Annotated in this window: 22 protein-coding genes and 1 pseudogene; 15 read left to right on the plus strand and 8 right to left on the minus strand. The window is 52.6% G+C overall.

The features are described from left to right. Positions 1-74: 74 nt before the first annotated feature. Both RY831_RS04620 and RY831_RS04625 read right to left on the minus strand, forming a co-directional pair. Entirely contained in the window at positions 75-467 is a 393-nt protein-coding gene (locus RY831_RS04620; RefSeq protein WP_326505135.1) for a hypothetical protein, read from the minus strand. Continuing rightward, the gene (locus RY831_RS04625) at positions 454-789 is read right to left on the minus strand and encodes a hypothetical protein (RefSeq protein ID WP_326505136.1); all 336 of its coding nucleotides are present in this window, start codon (positions 787-789) and stop codon (positions 454-456) included. The genes RY831_RS04620 and RY831_RS04625 overlap by 14 nt, the downstream gene beginning before the upstream one ends. 50 nt (positions 790-839) lie before the next feature. Between RY831_RS04625 and RY831_RS04630 the strand changes: the two genes are divergently transcribed. Beyond that, entirely contained in the window at positions 840-1,346 is a 507-nt protein-coding gene (locus RY831_RS04630; RefSeq protein ID WP_326505137.1) for a MerR family transcriptional regulator, read from the plus strand. A 71-nt stretch (positions 1,347-1,417) separates the two neighbouring features. Here RY831_RS04630 and RY831_RS04635 read toward each other — a convergent pair whose 3' ends face one another. Both RY831_RS04635 and RY831_RS04640 read right to left on the minus strand, forming a co-directional pair. After that, positions 1,418-2,404: an arsenic resistance protein gene (locus tag RY831_RS04635; RefSeq protein WP_326505138.1), complete on the minus strand. Its 987-nt coding sequence runs from the start codon at positions 2,402-2,404 to the stop codon at positions 1,418-1,420. Positions 2,405-2,569: 165 nt separating this feature from the next. Continuing rightward, positions 2,570-2,995 (minus strand): Cd(II)/Pb(II)-responsive transcriptional regulator, encoded by a 426-nt coding sequence (locus RY831_RS04640; protein ID WP_326505139.1) that lies wholly within the window; start codon positions 2,993-2,995, stop codon positions 2,570-2,572. Between the two features lie 306 nt (positions 2,996-3,301). Between RY831_RS04640 and RY831_RS04645 the strand changes: the two genes are divergently transcribed. After that, positions 3,302-4,372: a cation efflux transmembrane domain-containing protein gene (locus RY831_RS04645; RefSeq protein WP_496196638.1), complete on the plus strand. Its 1,071-nt coding sequence runs from the start codon at positions 3,302-3,304 to the stop codon at positions 4,370-4,372. Positions 4,373-4,379: 7 nt separating this feature from the next. Next, entirely contained in the window at positions 4,380-4,889 is a 510-nt protein-coding gene (gene lspA, locus RY831_RS04650) for a signal peptidase II (RefSeq protein WP_326505140.1), read from the plus strand. Positions 4,890-5,109: 220 nt separating this feature from the next. Here the strand turns inward: lspA and RY831_RS04655 are convergent, their stop codons facing one another. Next, the gene (locus RY831_RS04655) at positions 5,110-5,457 is read right to left on the minus strand and encodes a hypothetical protein (RefSeq protein WP_326505141.1); all 348 of its coding nucleotides are present in this window, start codon (positions 5,455-5,457) and stop codon (positions 5,110-5,112) included. A 76-nt stretch (positions 5,458-5,533) separates the two neighbouring features. On the opposite strand from RY831_RS04655, the gene RY831_RS04660 reads away from it, so the two are divergent. The 7 genes from RY831_RS04660 (at position 5,534) to RY831_RS04690 (ending at position 13,608) form a co-directional block, all read left to right on the plus strand. After that, positions 5,534-5,959 carry a MerR family DNA-binding protein gene (locus tag RY831_RS04660; protein ID WP_326505142.1) on the plus strand — a complete coding sequence of 142 codons (426 nt, stop codon included), beginning with the start codon at positions 5,534-5,536 and terminating at the stop codon, positions 5,957-5,959. 375 nt (positions 5,960-6,334) lie between these two features. Further along, on the plus strand, positions 6,335-6,571 hold the full coding sequence (vapB, locus tag RY831_RS04665) for a type II toxin-antitoxin system VapB family antitoxin (RefSeq protein WP_326505143.1): 237 nt from the start codon (positions 6,335-6,337) through the stop codon (positions 6,569-6,571). Continuing rightward, entirely contained in the window at positions 6,571-6,972 is a 402-nt protein-coding gene (locus RY831_RS04670; protein ID WP_326505144.1) for a type II toxin-antitoxin system VapC family toxin, read from the plus strand. The genes vapB and RY831_RS04670 overlap by 1 nt, the downstream gene beginning before the upstream one ends. Before the next feature lie 811 nt (positions 6,973-7,783). Then, entirely contained in the window at positions 7,784-9,547 is a 1,764-nt protein-coding gene (locus tag RY831_RS04675) for an LTA synthase family protein (RefSeq protein WP_326505145.1), read from the plus strand. 367 nt (positions 9,548-9,914) lie between these two features. Next, positions 9,915-10,598, plus strand: coding sequence for a response regulator transcription factor (locus RY831_RS04680; protein ID WP_326505146.1), 684 nt, complete (start codon positions 9,915-9,917; stop codon positions 10,596-10,598). Continuing rightward, complete coding sequence (locus RY831_RS04685; RefSeq protein WP_326505147.1) at positions 10,588-11,838, plus strand: sensor histidine kinase; 1,251 nt, start codon at positions 10,588-10,590, stop codon at positions 11,836-11,838. The genes RY831_RS04680 and RY831_RS04685 overlap by 11 nt, the downstream gene beginning before the upstream one ends. Positions 11,839-11,904: 66 nt before the next feature. Further along, entirely contained in the window at positions 11,905-13,608 is a 1,704-nt protein-coding gene (locus RY831_RS04690) for a phosphoethanolamine transferase (RefSeq protein WP_326505148.1), read from the plus strand. Between the two features lie 1,575 nt (positions 13,609-15,183). Here RY831_RS04690 and RY831_RS33395 read toward each other — a convergent pair. From RY831_RS33395 to RY831_RS04700, 3 genes and pseudogenes are all read right to left on the minus strand, one after another. After that, positions 15,184-15,412, minus strand: a pseudogene (locus RY831_RS33395) (IS30 family transposase); the annotation flags it as partial. 1,489 nt (positions 15,413-16,901) lie between these two features. Next, on the minus strand, positions 16,902-17,489 hold the full coding sequence (locus RY831_RS04695) for an SIS domain-containing protein (protein ID WP_326505149.1): 588 nt from the start codon (positions 17,487-17,489) through the stop codon (positions 16,902-16,904). Positions 17,490-17,881: 392 nt separating this feature from the next. Next, the gene (locus RY831_RS04700; protein ID WP_326505150.1) at positions 17,882-18,595 is read right to left on the minus strand and encodes a FadR/GntR family transcriptional regulator; all 714 of its coding nucleotides are present in this window, start codon (positions 18,593-18,595) and stop codon (positions 17,882-17,884) included. A gap of 1,154 nt (positions 18,596-19,749) precedes the next feature. On the opposite strand from RY831_RS04700, the gene RY831_RS04705 reads away from it, so the two are divergent. From RY831_RS04705 to RY831_RS04720, 5 genes are all read left to right on the plus strand, one after another. Continuing rightward, positions 19,750-19,956, plus strand: a complete 207-nt coding sequence (locus RY831_RS04705; protein ID WP_326505151.1) for a hypothetical protein — start codon at positions 19,750-19,752, stop codon at positions 19,954-19,956. A 570-nt stretch (positions 19,957-20,526) separates the two neighbouring features. Next, on the plus strand, positions 20,527-21,036 hold the full coding sequence (locus tag RY831_RS04710) for a DUF2846 domain-containing protein (protein WP_326505152.1): 510 nt from the start codon (positions 20,527-20,529) through the stop codon (positions 21,034-21,036). A gap of 634 nt (positions 21,037-21,670) precedes the next feature. After that, positions 21,671-22,033 carry a cation efflux protein, CzcI family gene (gene czcI, locus RY831_RS33205; protein ID WP_367576081.1) on the plus strand — a complete coding sequence of 121 codons (363 nt, stop codon included), beginning with the start codon at positions 21,671-21,673 and terminating at the stop codon, positions 22,031-22,033. Positions 22,034-22,131: 98 nt separating this feature from the next. Further along, positions 22,132-23,424 (plus strand): TolC family protein, encoded by a 1,293-nt coding sequence (locus RY831_RS04715; protein WP_326505153.1) that lies wholly within the window; start codon positions 22,132-22,134, stop codon positions 23,422-23,424. A 9-nt stretch (positions 23,425-23,433) separates the two neighbouring features. Continuing rightward, on the plus strand, positions 23,434-24,999 hold the full coding sequence (locus RY831_RS04720) for an efflux RND transporter periplasmic adaptor subunit (protein ID WP_326505154.1): 1,566 nt from the start codon (positions 23,434-23,436) through the stop codon (positions 24,997-24,999). The last annotated feature ends 7 nt before the right edge of the window (positions 25,000-25,006 follow it).

Below are 25,006 nucleotides of genomic sequence, written 5' to 3' on the forward strand. Positions count from 1 at the left end.
AGCGGGCAGGAGCAGCGAACCTCCCGCCGGAGAAGGACACCGCCAATCCGCCAGGTATACGTATAAGTTCCATGTCAGCTTCCACAAACGCTGCCGCAGCCGCATCCTCGAATCTGTGGAGCAGGTGCTGAATCTGAACTGACGCTCGATTTGTGAGACGGCAACAGATGGGCGAACAGCGCTGCGGCATCGCTGTGTGTTTCAGGCGGAGCGGTAATGTTGACCTCTACGCCAAGCGGGGTCTCCGACATCTCAAACTGCAGGAAAGCACAGCAGGTTTGCTCCTGCCGAACCAGTTGTTCGACCGCTTCTTTTGCCTCAACGCGGTAGAGCAGATGCGCGGTACCACCGTGAATTCGATGCGCCATCAGCGCCGTCTCAGTCAGTTGCGCAATCCATGCAGCGCGGTGTTTAAATTCCGCAGGCGACAGCGTGCAGGCGATGGGGGCAGGTTTATTGGCAACCATTGGTCTTCCTTTCGTCAGTTGACGATGGCGAGCTGCAACCGCAATCACCACCGGTGGCAGCGGCTGCCTGGGCGTTATGCTTGCCCATTTTCCGTGCGAGCATCAGCAGTGCCGGTATCGTCAACAAGAGCAGGTACCAAGGCAAGCCGACCAGCCCAAGCGTGGACGCTCCTAACCAAGCCAGCAGCGGTCCCATGAACAGCGGCGCGGTACAGCAGGCGACACATGCCGCTGCAGTGCCTCCGAGTAGCCCGTATTTCCTCAAAACATTCTTCATCGATTTCTCCTTGTCGTACCCTGGTAAAAAAGTACTTGCATTCACTGTACATCCTCAAGTAAGTTGAGGATCAAGATCTTTTTGAAGGGAAGTCGATGAAAGATGACAACTTGTCCATTGGTGCCTTGGCCAAGCAGGTCCAATGTACGGTGCCGACGATTCGGTATTACGAAGAGATTGGGCTGTTACCCCACGCAACCAGGGCCGCCAACGGGCGTCGCTACTATGGCGACGCTGATCACATGCGGCTCTTGTTCATCAAGCGCTGTCGGGACTTTGGTTTTCCGATCGAGCAGGTGCGCAACCTGGTCAGCTTGTTCGAGGAAGGGGATCGTTCCTGCGTGGAAGTGCGCGACGTCGCACAAGAACACCTGAGCGCGGTGCGGGCAAAGATTGCGGAATTTCGGCAGCTGGAAGCGAGCCTGGTTGCCTTTGTCGATAGCTGCAACACGGCTTGCTGCGGCGGGACGGCCAAGGATTGCACGATTATTGAAGACCTGTCGTCAACCGCGGGACCTGCCAGCGCCGCCGGATGCGGAGGCGGTGCATCGATGGGTGTTCCCGCCGACACTCCCGGCTTCATTAGCCTCAAGCGAAGGTAAATCGGAATAGGCTCAAGAAACACCTTGGGCCGTCGAGTCTCTGTTTTCGTACCCGGCGTAATATTTGTGCGCTAATGCTCCGTTGCCATCGGTGAGTTCCTTTTTCTCCACACAAGGGCAGGGATAAGGCGAATATAAACAAGCTCACTGACCAGTTCGATTAGGGTTTGAGTGATTACCGCGGCTGCGGCTATTCCTCGAAGCTCCTCTGGTAAAGCAAGAGCCAGTGGCAGTACCACCAGAGAGTTACGAGTGGACGAACTAAAGGTGACCGCGCGGGCGGCCTCTGCCTGTAGATTGAAGATGCGCGAGGTCAGCGCTCCCACTATCGGTGCTAACACCATGAAGCCGATGTAAACCGGAACTACCGGGATAAGCCGATCGATCTCGCTCACTACGGCGCTGATCTGGGAGCCAATAACGACGATCAGTACTGCTGCCATGGCAGGTACTGGCAACCATGCCCAACCAGCATTCCACTTGTTGATGACGTCCGATTTTTTCGCGAGCACAGAGGTTGCGACAGACAAGATCAGGGGCGCCGCAATGAGGACAAGAAATGCCTCAACAAACGGGCCTATGGCGATCCCTATTTGGTTTTGACTGTCGATCATCAGCCCGAGATAAATAGGTAGCAGAATTAGCTGGAGCAGCAGCAAAACCGGCGTAGCAGCCAAAACCAGTTTCGAGTCGCCTTTGCCAATATGTGTGAACACCACTACATAATCGATGCAGGGAGTCAGCAACACTAGTAGCGCCCCAACAAGGATGGCCGGATGCTCACTGAGCCCGCGCGTCAAAATCCAGACCAATAGAGGAACGAATAGAAAATTGGCCACGAGGATCGCAGCTATAAACTTCTTATTACTGATCCCATCCTTGAGGTCAAGGAAGGGTATTTGCAAGAACATTGCGTACATCAGCACCGCGATGGCGGGAGTGACCAGCACGTCTAGATTCTGGGACGCTGTAGGAGCGGCAAGACCGCCGACGGCGGCAGCTACGACGGCAGCAAAATAGATCGGAATCTGATTTTTTTCCAGGGATTCTCGGTTCAAGTACTTTCACCTTATAGAGAAAAATGGGGAGAGAGGGCCAACAAAGGGATAAGCACAAATATTGTTAGTACTGTCTTGGTCTTCAGAATGGGTTCGTCTCTGTAGGGAGTATGACGCAGGCGGCAATATGTTTCAGCCTCGTGTGACGCCGTCAATTGGCCTGCGTCACCTATCTACGGCGCTTTGCACCTGAACGGAGGTCTCGTTAGCCAGCGCTGAAAGTACACCGCACCCTGATGACGCTCCGGGTACCGCGCAGCGGGTCCGAAGACGTGTCAATTGTTTCTGTAGGGCCTGCAATGCCTTCATCTGGTTCTCGACCTCAACAAGGTGCTTGTCCAAGCACGCATTCACATCGCTGCAGTCAACGGTTGGGTTATCGTGAATCTCGACAAGCCGCTCGATTTCTTGCAGCGTCAACCCCAATGAACGACAGTTCCGGATGAACAAAAGCCGCTCCAGATCTCTGGTGCCATAGAGGCGATAGTTGGCATCCGTGCGCTGCGCGGCGCCCAGCAAACCTTTGCGTTCATAGAAGCGAATAGTTACAGTTTGGCAACCTGCTGCTTTTGCCAGTTCACCAATCTTCATGGCTCCTCCATTGACCTTATACCAAGTATAAGGTTTATCCTTGGCTCAGGTATGAAATCGTGCGGAGAACAACACATGGCGTCTGAAATGAATAGCACTCGTCGAAGAACTATTTTTGCGATACCCAAAATGGATTGCCCTTCGGAGGAAAACCTCATTCGGATGGCGCTCAACGGCCGAGACGATGTTGAGTCACTGTCGTTCGACTTGCAAAAGCGCGAGCTGGAAGCGCTTCACCGAGGCAAACCCCAAGGCATTCTTAGCCGCCTGGAGCCCTTGAAGCTCGGTGCGGTGCTGCGCGAATCGATAGAGCTTCCCAGCTCAGACAACGCAGAACACCGGCAAAGCATCTTTTCGATACCGAAGATGGATTGCCCATCCGAGGAAAACCTCATCCGGATGGCACTCGGCAATGAGTCCAGTGTAACGTCATTAGCATTCGATCTTGGCAAACGGAAAGTGACGGTTACGCATCAGGGTGCGCCCGACCCGATCCTTGCCCGGCTCCAGCCGTTGAAGTTGGGTACCGTCCTTCAAGAATCGCAAGTGCTGTTTTCGCAGGCGACCCGCAGCAATTTCCGCAAGAGTACTTTTGCCGTTCCAAAGATGGACTGCCCATCAGAAGAAAACATGATTCGGATGGCCCTGGGCGACCTGTCGGATATCAGGTCGCTTTCCTTTGACTTGTCCATGCGCGAGGTTGTCATCGTTCACCGTGGTGACGCAGATGCTGTCCTAACACGCCTGGGCCGACTGAATCTGGGTGCTGTGCTTCGTGAATCAGTGCCTGTGAGCGCTGGACAGGGAACTGCCGTAACGAAAGATGAAGATGCAGCTGAAGCGGGCACCCTTCGTATTCTTTTGGCGATCAACGGCCTGATGTTCGTCTTCGAACTGGTTCTCGGGCTGTTCGCGCAGTCGACTGGCCTGATTGCAGACTCCCTCGACATGTTCGCTGATGCGGCGGTCTACGGTCTTGCCCTATACGCGGTAGGCAAGGCTGCAAGCATGAAATCAAGAGCTGCTCATGTTGCTGGCTGGCTTCAGCTCATCTTGGCCGTTGGAGCCCTCTCGGAAGTTGTCCGTCGCTTCATCTTTGGCAGTGAACCGGAATCGACGCTGATGATGGGCGTTGGTTTGATTGCCTTGGTGGCGAACGTCACATGCTTGGTGCTGATATCAAAGAAACGAGACCGCGGCGCTCACATGACGGCCAGCTATATCTTTTCGGCCAACGACGTCATTGCAAATCTGGGAGTGATTGCTGCTGGCATTTTAGTAGCCTGGACGCAGTCTCCTTATCCTGACCTGGTTATCGGAACGATCATTGGCGTCATCGTGCTGAACGGCGCGAGAAGAATACTGCAGCTCAGGTAGGCGACCCATGACACCATCCAATCAAGTTGTCAGGCGACTGGCCGTTGCTGTAGCGATCATTGTCTTTGCACTCGATATTGCGACCAAGGAGGCCATTTTCCACGCCTTCGCGCTACGCGAATCGGTACCGATCACTTCGTTCTTCAATCTCGGGCATTGGCTCAATCCCGGCGCTGCGTTTAGTTTCCTGAGCGACGCCGGCGGGTGGCAGCGCTACTTCTTTTCGGCACTTGCCGTTGCAGTGATTACTTGGCTTGGGACTGGAATACTGTTCAACGATTCGCTGACGAAGACGTTACGTATCGCGTTCGCGCTGATCGCGGGCGGTGCCGCCGGCAACCTCTACGACAGAATTGTCCGAGGGGCGGTGATTGACTGGATAGATTTACATTGGGCCGGTTGGCATTGGCCTGCTTTCAACCTCGCTGATTGCGCAATCGTGGCTGGAGCCATCACTTTGGTCGCCGCTCAAGTCATCAATCCTTCGCAACCAAACGACGCGACCGCAAGGCACTGATTCGTCTGTTCAAATATGAAATACTCCGGGAGCCGTCAACCTGTTCTAGGCTGACGGCTCCCGCTCCGTTCTACAGCAAGGTCGGTAAGAACCTTGCCGCTATCAGTTAACCCCCGCCTCGTTAGACGCTACTGAGGTTGGAGTCGAGCAAGGACAGTCTCTGGCTCGCCCTGATGTGTTACCTTTAACTCCCGCTGGCCCAGATTGAACGTCAATGAAGTCACAGTAAATTCGTTGCCGTGTGCCACCGGATGAGGTTTTCTTCAGACGGGCAATCCATTTTCGGTATGTAGAAGGTGCTTTCCCTATGTTCCGTCTTGTCCATCGAGGAAAGATCCATAGATTCGCGCAGTACCGCGCCCAGCTTCAAGGGTTCAAGGCGGCTGATAATTTCGTTGGTCTCGCCTCTATGGAGTGCTTCCAGCTCACGGTTTCTCAAACCAAAGGATAATGACTCGACATTGTCTCTATCGTTAAGCGCCATGCGGATGAGGTTTCCGTCCGAAGTGCAATCCATTTTTGGTATCGAGAAGATACTCTTGCGGCGACGGATATTCGATTCAGACATTATTTTGTTCTCCCAGCGATTCTACACATTGACAGCGGTAGACCCTATACTAGGTATAAGGTTAATGTAGGAAAGAATGAAGATTGGTGAATTACCAAAAGCAGCAGGTTGTAAAACATTAACCATTCGGTTTTATAAGTGCAAGAGCCTATTGGGAACGGCGGAGCGCACCGGCTCGAACTACCGCATCTACGCTACCAAGGATTTGGAGCGGCTCTTGTTTATCAGAAACTGCCGTTCATTGGGACTGACCCTACAAGAGGTCGAGCGGTTGGTTGAACTCCGCGACAACCCTAGCATTAATTGCAGTGATGTAAACGCATTCCTCGACAAGCACTTGGTAGAGGTCGAAAACCAGATGAAGGCGTTGCAAGATCTTCAGGAACAACTGAAAGGACTTCGTAGCCGTTGTGCTGTACCGGGTGCATCTTCGGAATGCGGTGTACTCACCGCATTAGCTAATGAAACACATATTCAAGCGCAGCGTGAAATTGCTTACTAAACTCACTTTGCTTAAGGTTTCCTCTCGGATTGTTCTTGGCATCGCCAGACATTTTGCCAATTGACGGATCTTTCTAATACTCACTTCTACGCCAAACTGCTGCAACGCCAATACCTTCCATCGGAGCGTACGCTCTGAATAGAAGCCCAGTGCATTCTTCAAGGAAAGTTGCAATTTATGATCATCGTGAATAAATGGCCGTATCGTACCAAACGGTCAAGAGTGCTTTGGCTAAGGCCGTGACCACTTTTTGTATATCCCTAACGGTCTAGTGCCGAATCCAAAAAACTAGCCGGTGTGTGTACACACACGTAGCTACCAAGGAGGATGGATAGTGTATGATACATCCATGTACACACATTCGAATTAAGTAGTATGCAAAAGACTAAAGCATTCAAAAATGGCAATTCTCAGGCGGTTCGTATTCCGTCGGAACTGGCTTACGAGCGCACCGATATCGATTTGGAGATCGAGCGTGTTGGCGATGAGATTAGGATTCGCCCTGCACGTCGTTCACTAGGCAATGTCCTGGAGAAATTCGCTCAATTCAGCACAGCTTTTATGGCAGACGGACGCGGCGATCAGCAGCAAGCAGATCGGGATGCGTTGTAATGGCACTTTTTATGCTGGATACGAATATGTGTATCTACCTAATGAAAAACCAGCCTGAGCAGGTCGCAAGACGATTTGCTCAGTGTTATGTCGGCGATGTCGTAGTGTCAGCAATTACCTATGCCGAACTCGAGTATGGTGTTACGGTGTCCGAGAATAGTCAGAGAGCGCGATCTAACCTTAGGTCACTAATCGAAGATATTCCCGTGGCTCCGTTTGATATCAGCGCTGCGTCGGCATATGGTCCGATCCGCGAGGCGACACGTGATCGTAAGAAAGATCAGCTGGACAAGCTAATCGCCGCACATGCCGTCGCTCTTAATGTCACCCTTGTCACCAATAACGAACGCGACTTCACAGCATATCCGGGGCTGAAGATCGAAAACTGGCTGAACGGGTAGGAAAACCATGCCCAGAAATGTAGCGAATAATGATCTAGTACTGAAAAGCATCGGATTGCCAGTCACGTTCCCGGCTCACATGATGCCTGAGGCAACCGTCAATTTGTAGCAGATGCTAAAAAGGGCAGGTCTGCATTTCACCTTATTGCTCAAGCCCCTCATTCCATTGAATCACACCTGAGAACAAGCCGTTCTATGGTGCCCCGCTGAGACTGCTGATCGGCGCGGAGCGGATCAAAACGGGGTGTGGACGGCAAGTATGACGAAGTGCTGCCACCTCGGCATCGGCCTGCACACGCTCGCGGGAAGGCCAATGTCTCCAGCAGGTCCCCGCAAAGTGCTGTCGAGTATTGAGAAAATTGGAGCGCGTTGTCCGACATTTGGCGCCGGCCTTAACGCGTTCTTAACATCGGCCTAGCTATTCTAGTCATCGTTTCGAAATCGCTGAAATTTCTACTTCCATCTAATTACAGGCATGTGCCCGTGACGAACTAGAGAATCAGTTATAAAAATGCCATTCACGGCAAAGCCTACGGCTTCGTCGCACTTCATGATCCCTCCGACAATGATTAACACAATACCAAACGAGCAAACAAGACATCGGACTTTTGCAGCTTGGTTCATACAAGTAGGCAAATCGGCCGGTCCTTTCAGCACCATTATTCTCACGCTACTTATCGGACTTGCAATTCTGTCTGTTTCTCGAATCGCTCTCGTCGCATGGCAATGGGATCGTGTAAACGCTACGGGAGTCCCAACTACGGTTCTTATCCAGGGTGTACGTGCAGACTTGATCCTCGTCGGATACTTCATGGCGATTCCAGTGTTGCTGGCCCCCTTGTTCGCCTACAGGCACTTTACCCGCTTCTGGAAGATTGCAACTGTCTCCTGGGGGACGATCGCACTCGTCTTCATCTTGTTTATGGAGCTGTCATCGCCGCAGTTCATCATGCAATATGACGTTCGGCCGAACCGCCTTTTCGTCGAGTATCTCGCGTATCCTCAAGAGGTATTCTCAACGCTGTGGAACGGTTTTCGTACCGCGCTGATAGCCGGTGTCAGCCTCACGATCGGGCTGGGCCTTGCGATCTTTTATCTGCTAAAACATGCCTCAGACGGCGCACAGATGTGGCCAGCCAAGAAGTTGCTACTTGTATGGCCGATTCTCTGTGTTGTCGTCTTCATGCAAATTCGTTCTACGACCGGACACCGTCCTGCAAATCCCGCATTGTTCGCTCTCACGGGCGATTCCATGGTCAACTCGTTGATCATCAATTCAGGATGGTCAGTCCTGGAGGCGGTATATTCCATGCGAAGAGAGGCGGTCTCATCTGAAATTTACGGTGCGTTTCCAGCCGCGCAGGTATTCCCCGAAGTAAAAGCGGCGAACTGGCTTCGCGACTATTCCTTTACGGATCCAAAACTGCCTACTCTTCATTTCCAGCAGGCGGCCGTCAAGCGTGACCGGCCTCTCAACCTGGTCATTGTATTGGAAGAAAGCCTGGGGGCGACGTTTGTCGAATCGCTAGGCGGGGTGCCCGTCACACCAGAGCTGGAAAAGCTGAAGAACGAGGGATGGTGGTTTGAGCAGCTGTATGCGACCGGTACCCGTTCGATTCGCGGCATCGAGGCTGTCGTCGCAGGCTTTCCGCCAACGCCTGCGCGTAGCGTCGTCAAACTCTCGCTGGCCCAGAAAAATTTCTATACGCTCGCCGAGGGACTTGGACAACAGGGATACCACACTGAATTTGTCTACGGTGGCGAAGCGCATTTCGACAACATGCGAAGCTTTTTTACCGGGAATGGGTTCAAGCGGGTGGTTGATATTCGGGAAATGCGTCCAGCCTTCATAGGCAGTTGGGGTGCCTCGGACGAAGATTTGTTCGATAAGTCACTGGAACGCTTGGCCGATTTGCACGCCCAAGGAAAACCATTCTTTAGCCTGATCTTCACCACGTCGAATCATGAACCCTTTGAATTCCCGGATGGAAAAATTGCGCTGCATGACCCAGCCAAGCAAACGGTAAACAATGCGGTCAAGTATGCAGATTACGCGCTTGGCAGATTCATTGCCGAAGCAAAGAAGCAAGCCTATTGGAAGGACACAGTGTTCCTCATTGTGGCGGACCATGACAACCGGGTCTATGGCAACAGCCTGGTACCAATCAAGAAGTTTCATATCCCTGGACTCATCCTCGGTGCAGACATCAAGCCAAAGCGGGTAAGCACTATCGCCAGCCAGATCGATCTTGGTCCGACACTGCTCTCGCTGATGGGGGTATCCAGCACGCACCCCATGACTGGCCGAGATTTTGCAAGGGACAGTACAACACCTGGACGTGCACTGATTCAGTTCAACAATTACTTTGCGTGGCTGGAAGGTCCATCGACCACGATCCTGCGGCCTGGACAGCTTCCACTGTCGGGGCGCTACGACGCCTTGACCGGTGAACTGAACATCGATACGAAAACAGCGGAGAAGGCCCAGGTCGATAAGGCAATGGCGCATGTGATCATGCCTTCACTGCTCTACCGGGAGCAGAAATATAAGTTACCCAAGTTGCGGCATGAGTAGACTCGCGTTAAACGCCTCTCAACCTTCTGGCAAAACCGCGCAGCAACAAAACCGGGCCGAGCTGTTTCAAGAGAGTCGTGCGCGATGCTGCGCTGCTATTATCACAGTTGGCTTCCAGCGCGGTCGACGGAAGTGCGGCGCAACACCCCATGAGGTGCTTCTTGATAAGGAAAGTGGACGATCGTTGTGGGCCTAACATCAACCAATCGTGCTAATTGCGCATAACTTCGGGTGAACAAAAATGTTTTATCGCAGGCGTGACGCCGGCTGTTAGAGCACTCCCTTATCTCGTGCGCCACATCGGCATTCTTGGCGCGAAGCTAAAATTGCCCAGCGACTCAGTAGGCCCATCAATTGACAAGACAGTATGCATGCTCTGATCATCGAGGACAATCCAGATATCATCGCCAACTTGTTTGGATTTCTGGAACCGCTCGGCTATACCCTTGATGTAGCCCGTAGCGGAAATGCCGGTCTGATACTGGCAATACGCAACCATTACGATGCCATTATTCTCGATCTGTCTCTTCCAGGAATGGATGGAGTCGAGGTCTGTCGTCACCTGCGTGACGATCATCACAATCCGGTACCGATTCTGATGCTCACCGCGCGCGATACTGAACAGGACAAAGTAACAGGGTTTAAGGCTGGCGCCGACGATTATCTCGTCAAACCTTTTTCATTGCTTGAACTCGATGCACGGCTCAAGGCGCTTGTCCGGCGCATGCGCAATGAACAAGTTCAGCACGTCCTGACATTCGGTGAAATTAGGATGGATATACGAGCTGGCACCGCAACCCGGGAAGGCACTAACCTCACTCTGACACCGACCGCGTACAAGATCCTGCATACGCTCATGCGTTGCGCACCGCTTATGGCGAGCCGTGAGACGCTGGAGAAAGCGATTTGGGGTGAAAATCCCCCAGACAGTGATTCCCTGCGCACGCATATCCACGCGTTGCGCCAAGCACTGGACAAACCCTTTGATTGCCCTATGCTGATCACCCGCCCCGGCTTCGGCTATCAACTGGTTTGCGACAATGAGACCTGAACGTTCTCTTAAACGGCGTATTGCTCAATCCTTCGCACTGCTGGCGTTCATTCTGTCGCTATTCTTTTGCCTGGTTTCCTATACTGCCGTTGAGGTAATTGAGTCCGAAGTGATGGACGATAGACTCGAAAAAATTATTGAAGTGCTGATCGCACACAATAGTCGGCAAGAACAATATGTGCCGCCACCAGGTATAAGCATTTTCATTGGCGACGGGATTCCACAGGAACTGCGTAGCGTGCAACCTGGCATCCAAGAATTGCTTCTACATGGACGAGAATCTCAGGCGCTGGTGCGTGATCACAATGGTGGCCGGTATGCGGTAGTCCAGGACATGACGCAGTTCGAGCATCTAGAGTTCGTCATCTTCTCTTCATTAGGTATTGGCTTTATTACTAGCCTTTTACTGGCCTTGATAGTCGGACTTGCAACTGCGAGAAGCATTGTGGCGCCATTGACCGCGCTAGCGGACGCGGTAGCCGCTAGCACTCGGCCCTCCGCGCTTCCAGGCGTTGATGCGGATGACGAAATTGGCATACTTGCACGTGCATTTGCGCACCGCACTGAAGAGCTGCAGCAATTCCTGTCTCGAGAACGATTGTTTACCAGTGATGTAAGCCATGAATTGCGCACCCCCCTGACCATCATGCTCGGCGCTGCCGAGTTGCTCAAATTACGTCTCAACAATAGTCCTGGGCAACAAGAAATAGCCGAACGAATCAGGCGTGTGGCCGCAGAGACCACCGAACGAGTGAGTGCATTGCTCCTGCTTTCGCGCGCACCGGAAAAGCTGGCAGGAACAGTAGTGTCCGTTAATTCGCTAGTCCGTATTGAGCTTGAACGCTATTCTCCTCTGCTAGTTGGAAAATCGGTGGAGTGGCGCTTCGAGGAAGCTGACGGTGTGTGGGCTCAAGGACGTCCAGAACTCATAGGCATTGCAGTTGGAAATCTGGTTCGTAACGCCTTCCAGCACACCGAATGCGGCGACGTAACAGTTAGGCTCCGTCACGGCTGTATCGTCATCGAAGATACCGGACCAGGGTTGCCCGAGTCAATAGCTCAGCGCCTGTTCGAGCGCTTCGTTCATGGCCGCGAAACTTCAACAGAAGGCACGGGTTTAGGATTGTCCATTGTCAAGCGCGTCACGGAACACTTAGGTTGGGACATTCGATTTGAACAGCCTGAGCAAGGCGGCAGCCGGTTTGTTCTCGAATTCCCGCCTGTTGCGCCGGGACACTAAAGCCTTAACACGGCCTTAACGTTATCTCTTTTATTCTGCTGCTTTTACTTTTGCAGCAGGTGCCAGGTGTTCAACGCGACCTACATTCGTCAGTCATGTCAGCACTGCTGCAACGTTCTGCGTAATATACGCGCCTGGCTTTCGCACTGGCGCTCTAGCTGCAGCACAGAGGCTTGTATCGTCGTATCGAGTGTTTTCTTCACTCTCTTTGCAAACCAACGATTCTGGTCAGCATGGAATGCAAGCCATGATTGGAGCTTGGTTGCCACCTGGCTGCAAGCCGCCGCTTCATCGATATTGATCACAGCCGCTCATTGCCTGATCCTCAGCATCTTCATCGTACGGAGCACAGCGAAACCAATACTTGCCGGAATGTTCGTGCTGTCGGCGCTGGCAGCACATTACATGAACCGCTACACGGTTTTTTTTGACATCAGCATGATGCGCAGCGTCCTTCATACTGATCTCAAGGAAGCCCGCGAACTTGTATCATTCGGCATGTTTGCTGACGTCCTTGTGTACGGCATGTTGCCTGCATTGCTGATAACGCAGGTAAGACTGCGCAAGCAACCCTATGGACGTACGATATTGCGCCGTCTTGGATTTATTATGGCGTCTCTGCTGATAGCCTGTGGCAGCCTAATACTCGGATTTCAGGACCTGTCGGCGTTGATGAGAAATCAGAAGGAAATGCGCTATCTGATTACGCCAGCCAATTTCCTCATCTCCTCCGCGCGTCTGGCAGCAGCGGAATCCGATGAGGCTAGGCAGCCCCGAATTGCTATTGGGACCGATGCGGTCTCCGCTGGTGCCGCTGGAGGAAGGAAGCCCCGCCTGCTCGTTGTCGTCGTCGGCGAAACCGCAAGAGCCGCCAACTGGGGTTTGAACGGCTATCAGCGGCAGACCACGCCCGAGCTTTACCGCGAAGGCGTCATCAATTTTACGCGCGTAGTCTCCTGCGGTACGAACACCGAAGTATCAGTACCCTGCATGTTCTCGCCGTTCGGGCGCAAGGATTACGACGAAAAGAAGATAAGGCGCCATGAATCGGTTCTGCATGTGCTAGAACATGCGGGGGTCAAGACCATCTGGCGCGACAATCAATCCGGATGTAAGGGCGTATGCGATGGACTTGAGGTGCAACGTCCCGGAGACAAACAGGATCCGCGATTTTGCAAGGCAGGAACTTGTCTTGACGAGATCCTCCTTGACGATTTCGAGCGGGAGCTTCAGCGCCACCAGCGTGACCTAGTTATTGTTCTGCACCAGATCGGCAATCATGGCCCAGCGTATTCGCACCGCTACCCCGATGCATTCCGCCACTTTCTCCCGACTTGCGATGATCCGGATCTTGGAAAATGTAGCCGCGAGCAGATCGTCAACAGCTACGATAACGCAATGCTGTACACCGATCACTTTCTAGCGCGTACGATTCAACGCCTGAAGACACAAGAGACGCACGAAGCAGCCATGCTTTACCTTTCAGACCATGGCGAGTCCCTTGGGGAAAAAGGTATCTATCTGCACGGTCTGCCTAATGCGATTGCTCCACGTGAACAGTTGGAAGTACCCATGATGATATGGATGTCCCAAGGCTTCGCCACCACTAGCAACATCAGTACTGCCTGCTTGCAAAGTCGCGCCTCTCAACCTGTCAGCCATGATCACCTTTTTCATTCAATGCTTGGCATGATGCGCGTACAAACAGCAGTCTACGACCCCAAACGTGATGTTGTCGAGGGATGCCGTTTTATTCCAGAACGCGCATGACAGACCGTTTATATGGAAGAGCGATGGTGCCCTTACTGAGATCGGCGGCGTTGTTGATATGACAAGGCCGAGACACTGATGTCGATATCTATTTTGCAGATGTAGTGGTTGATTTTGCCAAGAATGATTTGCCATTTCGAGATCGCTGGTTCTTGGACAAATTCATGCAATCAGACTATGAAATCACTGACGATTGGAATCGGCATGGTGCCAGTTGCGGCGCTAAATGCCGATAGAGTCAATCGAAGCACGCTCCAGAATACCGCATGCGCTGCGCTCATGTTGTAGTCGCCACTTCTGCTGCGCTAGTGCCGATTTCGTTCAACGTGATAAAGAGCCTGTCGAGTCGCCATTGACCGTGGAAGCTTGCGCGCTACCGCGGTTACGCTCACTATCCCAGACTATTCGATAGCCTACCTCCAAAGATGTCGGCTGGACATTGCTTTCGCGCCGGGCATGCCTCCAGCACGCTATGGATAGCGTCGATTGTTGTGCTTCGGCTCCTAGAACGCCCGGCTAGGGCATACACCATATTTGTTGTCAGCTTAATCCCGGGTCTTACCTTAGGACTTGCCCAGCGGGCACGTGGTGCTCATTTCCCTACCCATACACTTTGGACCGTGTGGTCTACTGTACTGATTGTCGTTGTACTCTCAAGGGGAGTGGTTGGTCAAAAGAGGGCCGGAGGTCGGGGCAACGCTATTGCTAAGCGATGTAGGCTTGAATGACTTTGCGGCCAAGACCACTGTTGGTATGCGTGATCCTTTCAACGTTCAATTCATATAATGATTTGGAGCGTTTGTGGAATCGGAATTGTCGTTCCAGCACGCAATCATGCGCGTTGACTTGTCACACCGGTGTCAAACAGAATCGTTATTGTGATCGTAGAAATCAATATTAATAGCGTGAATGGGCGGTTCCCATTGCGCGGCACTTTGACTCACGGCTATCATTGGCAAGCCTTTTACGGAAAATCATCAAGGTAAAGTTCCAACAAAGCGGATAACATGCACTTACATAACTTGGGTGTTGCAGCATTTCTCCTGATTCCCGCTCTATCTGGGGCTATATCGCCTCCAATCCTTGGAAGTGGTCCCGAGGAAGCCATCAAGCTTTTTAGAGAAGCAGATGTCAAATGCAAATATGCACATTGCCGTCATGATGGTCGTTACGCTCTTGGCACATCAAAAGGAAAAACGCATGTGCTGTACTACACATGGGATCAGGCCCAACCGCTCTCGCTAGACAACTCACAAAGGCTAGCAAGTGAGATAATTCCCCAAGACGCGCATAAGCTGCGAACGATTGTGAAGCAAGACGGAAGCGTAGCTGAAGTATTTGAGAGCAAAACTCTCGTGAAACAGTTAGGAACCGATCCGACGGTATGGCTAGGTGCCAAGCCAGGCACCTTTGTCGTGTTCCATTCCAATAGACTGCGAAAAACAATAATAAGCGTTGGGGATTATCGGTAGCAGATATTATGTGGTAAGTGCAGTACTCAAAGCGATAGTCATGGACATCAATGCAATAAAAGTGTGAGCCCTGCGTAGCGGATTCACTTCTGAAGTGCAACGGCTAGTTAATGGATTGTAACTGGCTCATAAAGACCTGATGTGGTGTTTTAAAGCCAAGGAACTTTCTTAGTCCGTGGTTGAGGCTATATGTTGCTAAATCAATGTTTCTGACAGTGATGCCGTAAGGCCATGTTCTTCGGGAAGAACTGGCGCATCGACCCGTTCATGTTTTCATTTGCGCCTCGCTCCTATGACAAATATGGGTGAACGAAAAAGAATTGCGTAAAGAGTAAGACTAAGCTGTCTTCTCTGCACGAGTGCAAGTAGTGTCATCAAGCGTGCCATGACGCCGTTGACGCTCGCTGTGCTTCCAGTCCCGCTCGTAAATAGCCGAAGCCTGATTTCCGCGCCGTCGTTACTTTTCCCCTTATGTATGGGATGGCCCTGCGCAGCTCGACCGGTGGCCCGCCGGATGGCCGACAGGCTTCCTCACTTATACCACTGTCATCGAACGGGGATTCTCGAAGAACTCTTTCCAACGTACGTCGGAAGTAGACTGAATAGCTTTACCGCATGCAAAGCGATGTCGCCATTTCGCTTGGCAACTGAACTCCCACCCTTCACAGGCGAAACGAGCCGTGTCTATTCGTGTGCTTCGGAAACGTCTGGGAAAGTCTGAATTGTTCAAGACATGCTGGGTATCCCTAGATGGAGCATATTTTTCTCTTGGTTTGGAGGTATGGAAAAACAGGAGTACGGACTAAACTTAACGCTCAGGGCTACGGTGTGTGCATGCTGTTGTTGTCAGTGATTTGTAGTAACTAGGTAATCGACGCACGGTTGGTTCAGCTACTAGCCACTCATACCCTATATTTGAAATTCGTAGGAAAGGAAAATACAGAATGAAAAAGCTTTTTATCGCAATCACAGTTGTAATTCTGGCGGGTTGCTCCACGTTTGGGCCAGGTCCTGCCAACCCAACAAGTAAGCACCCGACTGACCTTGGTAACATCTATCGAGGCGGGGGCTAACTTTTAGCGGCAAGGGGGTTTGTCTTACCTGCCATAAAACGAAGTAGGAGCCGTCTCCGTTTCCTTGGATGTAGCGACGCCTACCGACTACAGGTCACATGGATATGAGCAGACGACTTAGTGCATCATGATCGTCATGTCTGGTTACCCGCAAGTGCAGTTGCGCTGTGCTCGTTAAGAGCACGAGACCGAAGCTTATGGGCGGTAAACGCAACACCCTCAGGCGTTCTGATGCAAGAGGTCTCCCAACGTCGCATGCGTTGTAGGAATGGCGGTGGCCGGAGACATCGACGATCTCCAGCATCCGGTCCTAGCGGATTTTCAAAGCGGCTGTTTGACTGACAGGATTCGCACCGTCGGCTTCACGCTTGCTCTACGCCGCCGTTATTTGCCCTAGGGGAGGGGACATGCGCCTCGGGTCGACCGCTTGTCAAACAAGTAATTCAGGTCTTCACTTTTGTTAAATGGTGAAACTTCTCATGAAACTTACTTCTTGGCACAGTTGATGATGCACATGGCTGGTCTAAGGAGCAGAAGCTCAATTGTTGCAATTTATGCGTAGCAACCTTGTAGAAGCGGTGGACAAACGGCAACGGTGTACGCGTCGCTGAAGCGGGATAGCTTTCTAACAATGATAAAGGTGTACTGGGGTGGGGGAAGGCCGGTGAAGGCAGCCTCTGTAAAATGGATGAATGGTGTCAACGTCCATGGGTGTTGTTTTGTCGCCCAAGTTCGTGCACAAAGCATGTCATAAATAATTGCTGGGAAATTTTCTTCGCTCGATCAATTCGATTAGGATGTGAATGACCTTGATATGCAGTTCCTGAACTCGATCGGCGAACTCACCCGCTTCTGTGCAAATCTGGATATCACAGAGCGCTTGCAGTGGTGAATTTTTTGGTCCTGTTAGTCCAATCACATGCATTCCCCGATCTTTTGCGGTTTGTGCTGCGGTCAACACTGACGGACTTTTGCCGCTGGTGCTGATTGCGAGAAGCACATCGCCGGAACGTCCATGGGATTCGATATAGCGTGCGAAAATCTGATCATAGCCGTAATCATTGGCAACGCAGGTAATATGCGTCGCGTCACTGATGGCAATAGCCGCCATGCCCGGTCGGTTCTTGCGAAATCGTCCGGTCAGCTCTTCAGCGAAATGCATGGCGTCGCACATGGACCCACCGTTTCCGCATGAGAACGCACGCCCCCCGCGGTCGAACGCTGTCATGAGCAAATTTGCGGCCGCCTCAATAGTTCCTAGCGCAGTCTCGTTGCGCAACAGTTGATCAACTGCATTTCGAGCTTCAACTAAGCTAGCTTGAATGTGTGTCCGCATACAAGGTATCTAAAAGGTGAGCAGGTGCCGCGCGAGGCCTTATCGTTCTAAAACGTCGCCGCATAAATAGCAGTTGTGCTCCACATAGGAGCAAACTGGCCAATGCTTTGTTCCCAATATGATCGCCTTCGAGGCGAGCAATACCGCAAAATAGGGGTGAAGCTCCTACGGGCCAAATCAGTGATTACAGCCTTCGCATTTAAACCTCGCTCTATTGGCCGGTCATCAGATCCTGCGTCGTTTCATCCCAGCCGGACCATCTTTTTGTCTACGGTGCCGGATGACGACGGAATCAGATAGATGCTACTGCTCGGTGGGCCGACCCAGGTGAAGCACAATGAATATTCACACTGCGGGATTCCTTGGTCTCAATATCTTGGGTTCGTCCACGTTTAAATACCCAGAACGCGTGCTACAGAGTTATCAATGTGAAGTCGCATTGCTGCTTCGGCGGCAGCGGGATCTTTCCTGACAATAGACTCCACTACTCGACGATGCTCTTCCTCAACGGCCGCCATCCTCTGTAGTTGTCGCGGATGAGAAAATTTGCGTGATAAATCCATGACGAACAATACCTGATCGTGTATTGACGTGAGCATGGTCAGAAAGAGCGGGTTCCCTGCCGCCGATGCGATCGAGGTATGAAAAGCGAAATCTGCATCTACCGGCATTTCGTCATGACCGACTTGACCGTGAAGCAGATGAAAGGCTTGCCAAATCCTTTCGATATCATCGTCGTTCCTATTTAATGCCGCAAATCTGGCGGAGCCTGCTTCAATGCTGCAACGGAATTCATAGCATTTTTTAAAATCTTCAATGCATGAAATGTCCGAAAAGGATAGGCGTGGCTTATCTACATCGGGATGGAAATCAATGTGAGTGCGATGGCCTTGTCTGGATAAAAAAGGACTTTTCGCGCGTAAGCGGACCAATGCTTCACGCATAGTCGGGCGCGATACACCATATCTCATGCTTAGTTGCTGCTCGGTAGGCAGGCATTCGCCCACCTTGAACTCGCCGTGTTTGATCGCCTCAACAATGGCCTTCTGCACGGTCTCAACCAAATTAAGACGACGGACTACTGAGGGCTGCTGGTCATGCGCCATGTTGAAGATCAATATTGGAAGAAAGAGTGCTCAAGGGAATGATCGAATAAAGTTGGATGTGATACGAAGAAATTGTATTAGTATAGGACAGGACAGCTTACATGTCTGCTATGCAGACCTTACTTGACTGGACAACCGGGTAATTTCCCGCTGGCGTGTGCATCCCCCGGCCGTTCGCTTGCAGATTATGGGTCCTCTTGCTGGCGAGGTTTCGAGCAATCTCAGATTAGATTTATTGAAGAAGATGCCTCAATGCCGTTAGGCATCAGTGGCCGTGTCTCCGGCCCCACGCAACACGAACTCTATCGAACAATGCTAAAGCTCATTAAGCGCTTCACCAAGCAATGATTTAACACAACGCTATTACGGGAGGCTTATCCATATCAGCCAAAGCACAAGGTCATATTATGGAAAATAAGTGTTCGTGGAATGCCAAGGACTTTCTATAATAAAGTTTGTCATCCATCCTGATGGTGACATCCTTTTTGCCCCGATGTCTTTCATGTCACATCGGGGCATTTTTTAGACTTGATGTTTAGATCTAATCACCCGCGCGGCAGAACCTCGTACCCTCTCGCTCGGTAACGTAGCCTTCACCGAAATGCGCGAGAGGCTCCTTCGTGCAGGTGTCGTTAAGGGATACGGCGTAAAGCGTTGCTTTGAATAAGCTACATAAGTACCGCAATTTTCCTGTAGATTTTTCCAGTATGAATCCCGCGCCGAAGTCCCAGACGCACCCTTCATTTTCGCCTCAAGACCGCCATGGCAAGGTCATTAGGCCGCTGTTGCATGCAGTTAACCTCGCATGGATTTACATCAACGAACAGTCTATCGAGGTGCTCGAGCGCGCAGCGCTTTATCAGGTCCGCCGAAGCGCAGTCCTATCTAGACAGCACTGGTATGGAAGGTCTGTAAGTCGGTTCAGCTGTGTTGCAGCAGGTCACCTATGGGTATGTAACTCGGCGCTTGCAACACAAGAAATGTCGTCTGGCTTGGCGCAAATCGTCTGTAACGTGACAGCTACTGGCTGAGCCTGTGGGACAGCTACGGGCTTTATGGCTACAATCCAGGTTCGGGCAATATAAGCGAAGATGCCCTTGACCCCCTGGTACATCAACCTCTGCGCCACGCCCAGGCAGGCGCTCTAGGCGTAGATGCAATTGTTCGCGGAGTCGGTCGGTATCGACATTGGCTTAAAAAGCTTTATCGCCACCCATGACGGCACAGTCATTGACGTGCAACGGATTTGTCGGGCAATGGATAAAATGCATGGCCTTGCACAGCGTACCTACAAGAATGCCCGCCTCAAGGCCATTCATGCCGGGATCGCGGCGCGAAGGAAGAGTTTCATCATCAGTTAAGCAGCTGTCTCGTCAGGAACTGTGGTGCAATCTTCATTGGTAACGCGAATGCGCAACCGCTGCTCATGACTGACAAGGCAAAGTCGTTGCTGGACGCAGGCTGGAGTGCATTACGCGTCATGCTACTGTATAAGGGCGACCGCGCAGGTGTATGGTTCGAAGAAGTCAATGACGTGTATTCAACCAAGGCCCGTTGCTCCCGTGAAAGCTGCACTCGTGCAACTAGGCAGGAAGGTCTTTGAATAAGGGCGTGGACTTGCAGCGCCTGGAGCGCACAAAGCATCATCGCGACGTCAATGCGGCAAGATACATTTTCGCGGCGGATCCTCGCTGTCTGGCGATAGGATTCCTTATCCTATCCGCGCACGCAGCAGCCACAGGTTGAAGGTGGGGGAGCTCAAAGGCGAACACGGTTGATACTGCAGCTTCTGCCAATCACTTCCTCTTCATCGGCGTATTGCGATCTGGACCTCTAAAGATTAATCAACAACAATGGTGTATAAAGTAAGTATCGTTTGCCTGCTATGGAAGCAATACTTTTAACAACAGTAGACGACAGTGGGCAAGCCTATGAAAAGCATCAGTTTGGTTATCGTATCTGCCGTACTGGCAGCCTGTACATCAGCACCAATGAAGGAAGGTTTTGCTCCCTGCAATCAACAGGGAAGGACTAGACAATGCGTAACGGTCCCGCTTGCACTTGCTGAGGAAGATGTCGCGGCCAAGCGCTTTGAAGCATTGCCAGACAAAGTCCGCATCTATTTGGTGAGGCCCTTTACTGTTGAACCTATTAAAAGGTCTCAGGTCTTTGTCGATCAGCAATTGGTCGCGGAGATGGCGCCACTCACCTATGTCGTTATTGACGTTGATCCCGGCTTGCATCACATAGGCGTCCGTACGGATGTGGACGCGGCTATCTCGCTTCGGACTGATGCGGGGAAGCTTTATTATGTCCAGTATAGCTTAAGCCAACTCTTTGGAAACTACAGTGGGCAACTGAAAACGATGGACGAAGCGCCAGGGCGGTCTGCTCTTTTGAAATCGAAAAGGGCGCTAACGCGTATCGACAGCCCGATGTGAAAGGCATTGAAAAAGTGCGATCTTTTCTCAATTAGCTCATGCCTTTATTCTGCTGCAAACCTTGTGGCTAGGCATCTCGAGCATTCAGCCAACCCGGATATTGGAAGCCGGACTTTTGCATGGAGGTGCACAGGTCAGAACGACAGACCGCTCTGAGTGGCGCTCGCCGTGACACTGGGCCTCTTAATGCAGAGTTTGTCGACGTCAACCTGACCAACAGCTTGGCCTCAATTTCAAATGCAGCCGCTCTGTTACCGACCCGGCCACGCTGACTATTTCGATTAGCGCGATTCGCGCTGGCCAGCTAGCCGCGCCGGTCCGTTTTGCCCGGGGTAGTGAAGGGGTTCAGGTATAGTTCCGCACACTACCTACGAGAACTGCTTATAGGGAAACATATGCGCTCCACTTCCGGGTTCCCCGCCGAAGTCATTTATACGGTCCTGATCGGATCTGTCATTACTAGTTTAATTATTTTCGGGACCTTGTATTGGTTCAGCCGATCTGGAAAAAAACGCAAGCCTCCCGGCAAGCTAGGCCGTGCCTCCCGCAAGGACCGGACACGAGGTAGAAAATAGGATATCGCTCGGCAAGGCTGGGGGCATTCCTTTGCCGCAGGTAGTACACAATTAATGCTATGATTCGAGCTGTGAAAAAGCTCCTTCTTATTCTGCTGATAACGTTTCTACCGCTCCAGTATGCTTGGGCTGCGGCTGCGGCATATTGTCAGCATGAACAGGAGACGCAACAAACTTCCCATATTGGGCACCATACCCATCAACATCAGAGCACGGATGAGGAGGTGCAGGAGCCGAATAAGAGCAAGCAAGTCCACAGCGACTGTGGCGTTTGCCATTTCTCTGCGCAGGTTTCCTTTTTGGCAACATTCGTGTCGGGCGTCCCGCCCAACGATGTTGTACACATCGCACCGCTCTCGCCTTCCTATTCATCTCACATTCCAGACGGCCCTCACAAGCCAGATTGGCATCTTGTCGCCTAACGCGACGAGACGACTAGCCACGCTTATTACAAGGTAAAACACCGTAAAACACGGCGTAGCGTCTCGTCAAATTCTTTCCCATTAATCAGGAGAATTTGATGTATCGGTATATTTTACCGTTCAGTCTGGTGCTGTTGAGCGCGTCGGGGAATGCACAAACCTTAACGACCGGATCAGATCAAACGCATGTCGCTGCGCAGGCGTATGCTCCCCGCGCAGTCGAACCGGCGGGCTCGCTGACGCTGCAGGCAGCGTTGGATCTTGCTATGCGGTACAGCCCAGACTTGTCTGCTGCCCAGTACGAGCTTCAAGCCGTAGAAGCGACCGTCGTGCAGGCCAATGTGCTACCAAACCCTTCACTGGAGGTTGGTGTGGAAGACCGCCGCCGGGAAACGCGTGAGTCCACGCTGCAAATTAGCCAGCCGATTGAACTCGGTGGAAAGCGTTCGGCCCGCATGCGTGCGGCGGAACGCGGCCTCGATGCTGCCGTCGCTGACCTCAATGCCACCAAGGCAGATATCCGCGCCAACGTCATTGCCGCTTTTTTCGATGTACTCGCTGCACAGGAACGCATCCGCCTGGCCCAGCAAGCCAGTGAGCTGGCACAGCGAGCCACCACCGTGGCCAACAAGCGCGTGCTCGCGGGCAAGGTATCGCCGGTAGAAGAAACCCGGGCGAGGGTCGCCGAGTCTAGCGTGCGCCTGGAACTGGCTCAGGCACGAAGCGAGTTGGCCTCGGTTCGAAAGCGGCTAAGTGCCACCTGGGGCAACACATTCCCGCGCTTTGATCAGGTCGACGGCCGCATTGATGCCCTGCCGGAGTTGCCAGAGCAACCTGCGCTGACCCAGCGCTTAGCCAGCGCACCCGCACTAGCACGAGCCCGGCACGAAGTTGACCGACGCCAGGCGCTGGCCCAAGTTGAACGCAGCCGTCGCATCCCGGACATGGCGGTCACCCTTGGTGTCAAGCGTTCTGAAGAACTCGGCCGCAATCAGGCCATCGTGGGCGTTTCGATCCCGCTGCCAGTGTTCGACACTAACCGTGGCAACGTACTCGAGTCGCTGCGGCGCGCCGACAAGGCGCGCGACGAACTATCGGCCACTGAAATTCGCTTAAACAGCGAACTCGCGCAGGCCTACGAAAAGCTTAGCATCTCCCGGCAGGAAGCACAGTCGCTGCAAAACGAAGTGATACCGGGCGCACAAAGCGCCTACGATGCAGCAGCCACCGGTTTTGAGTATGGCAAGTTTGGCTTCCTCGATGTTCTCGATGCGCAACGCACCTTGTTGCAAGTGAAATCCCAATATCTACGTGCACTGTCCGAAGCGCACCGCGCTGCTGCCGACATCGACCGCATTCTCGGTGAAACTGTGCCCGTGACTCAGAGATAAAAGCAGATCATGAAAAATCTTACAAAGAAACAGCTCTTCTCGATTCTTGCCATCGTCATCATCGGCGTCCTGCTTGGCGCATTGATCATGACCATGGATAATGCCAAGCCGGCTGCGGGCGGACATGGCGACCATGCCGGACACGCCGAAGAAAAAGGCGGCGACAAGCACGCCCATGCCGGGGAAAAGGGCGGCAAGGCCGATGAACATGGCCACGGTGACGAGGAAGAACAGGCGAAAGGTCCGCACGGCGGAAAGCTGTTTGCCGAGGGCGATTTTGGCTTGGAAGTGGTGCTGTCTGAAGAGGGCGGTGAGCCGCGCTTCCGGGTCTACCTGTTTGAGAAGAACAAGCCGATGGCACCCAACGCGGCGAAAGTCTCTGTTACGCTGACACGCCCGGATGGTGAGAAGCAGGAACTGGCGTTTGCGCCTGAAAAGGACTACCTAAAAAGTACTGCACCGGTGGCCGAGCCGCATGTCTTTGAGGCGACCATCGCTGCCCAGACCAGTACCGAACCCTATCTGTTTACCTTCGAGCAGATGGAAGGCGCCATTGAAATGGGCGACGAGCAGGCAAAGACGGCCGGCGTGGTCATCAATAGCGCTGGCCCGGCAAAGATCAACAGTGCGCTGACGCTGCCTGGTGAAATCCGCTACAACGAGGACCGTACCGCGCATGTCGTGCCACGCATGGTCGGCGTCGTAGAAAGCGTCAAGGTCGATCTAGGCCAAAAGGTCAAGAAGGGCCAAGTGTTGGCAGTTCTTGCCAGTTCGGGCCTGTCCGAACAGCGCAGCGAGCTACTCGCCGCGCAGAAGCGCCTGGCGTTGGCCAAGACCACTTACGAACGTGAAAAGAAACTCTGGCAGGAAAAGATCTCAGCCGAACAGGACTACTTGCAGGCGCAACAAGCAATGCAGGAAGCCGACATTGCCGTACGTAATGCACAGCAAAAGCTGGCTGCATTTGGTGTCGGCGCTAGCGGTGGCGGGTCGTTGAATGCCTATGAAATTCGTGCACCGTTCGACGGCATGGTAATGGAAAAGCACATCTCCCTCGGCGAGGCAATCAAGGAAGATGCCAGCATTTTTACTATCTCGGATTTATCAACGGTGTGGGCGGAGGTGGCTGTCCCTGCCAAAGACCTGAATGCAGTGCGCGTTGGCGAGAAAGTCACCGTCAAGGCGACGGCATTCGATGCGAAAGCGTCTGGCACGATTTCTTTTGTTGGATCGTTGCTAGGCGAACAAACCCGTACCGCCAAAGCTCGGGTGTCATTGCCTAACCCGGACATGTCCTGGCGCCCGGGCCTGTTTGTGAATGTCGAAATTGTCTCGAATCAGGCCGACGTACCGGTCGCAGTGAGCACTGATGCCATTCAGACGGTCAACGATAAGCCGACCATCTTCGTTCGCGTTCCCGGCGGCTTTATTCCCCAGCAAGTCACCCTCGGCCGCACCGACGGCAAGGTGGTCGAGGTGGTCAAGGGATTGAAGGCTGGTAGTAAGTACGCAGGCACCGGTAGCTTCATCGTCAAGTCGGAGCAGGGTAAAGCCAGCGCCGAACATACTCATTGATGCGAAA

Source organism: Noviherbaspirillum album, assembly GCF_035916955.1.
Lineage (GTDB): Bacteria > Pseudomonadota > Gammaproteobacteria > Burkholderiales > Burkholderiaceae_D > Noviherbaspirillum > Noviherbaspirillum album.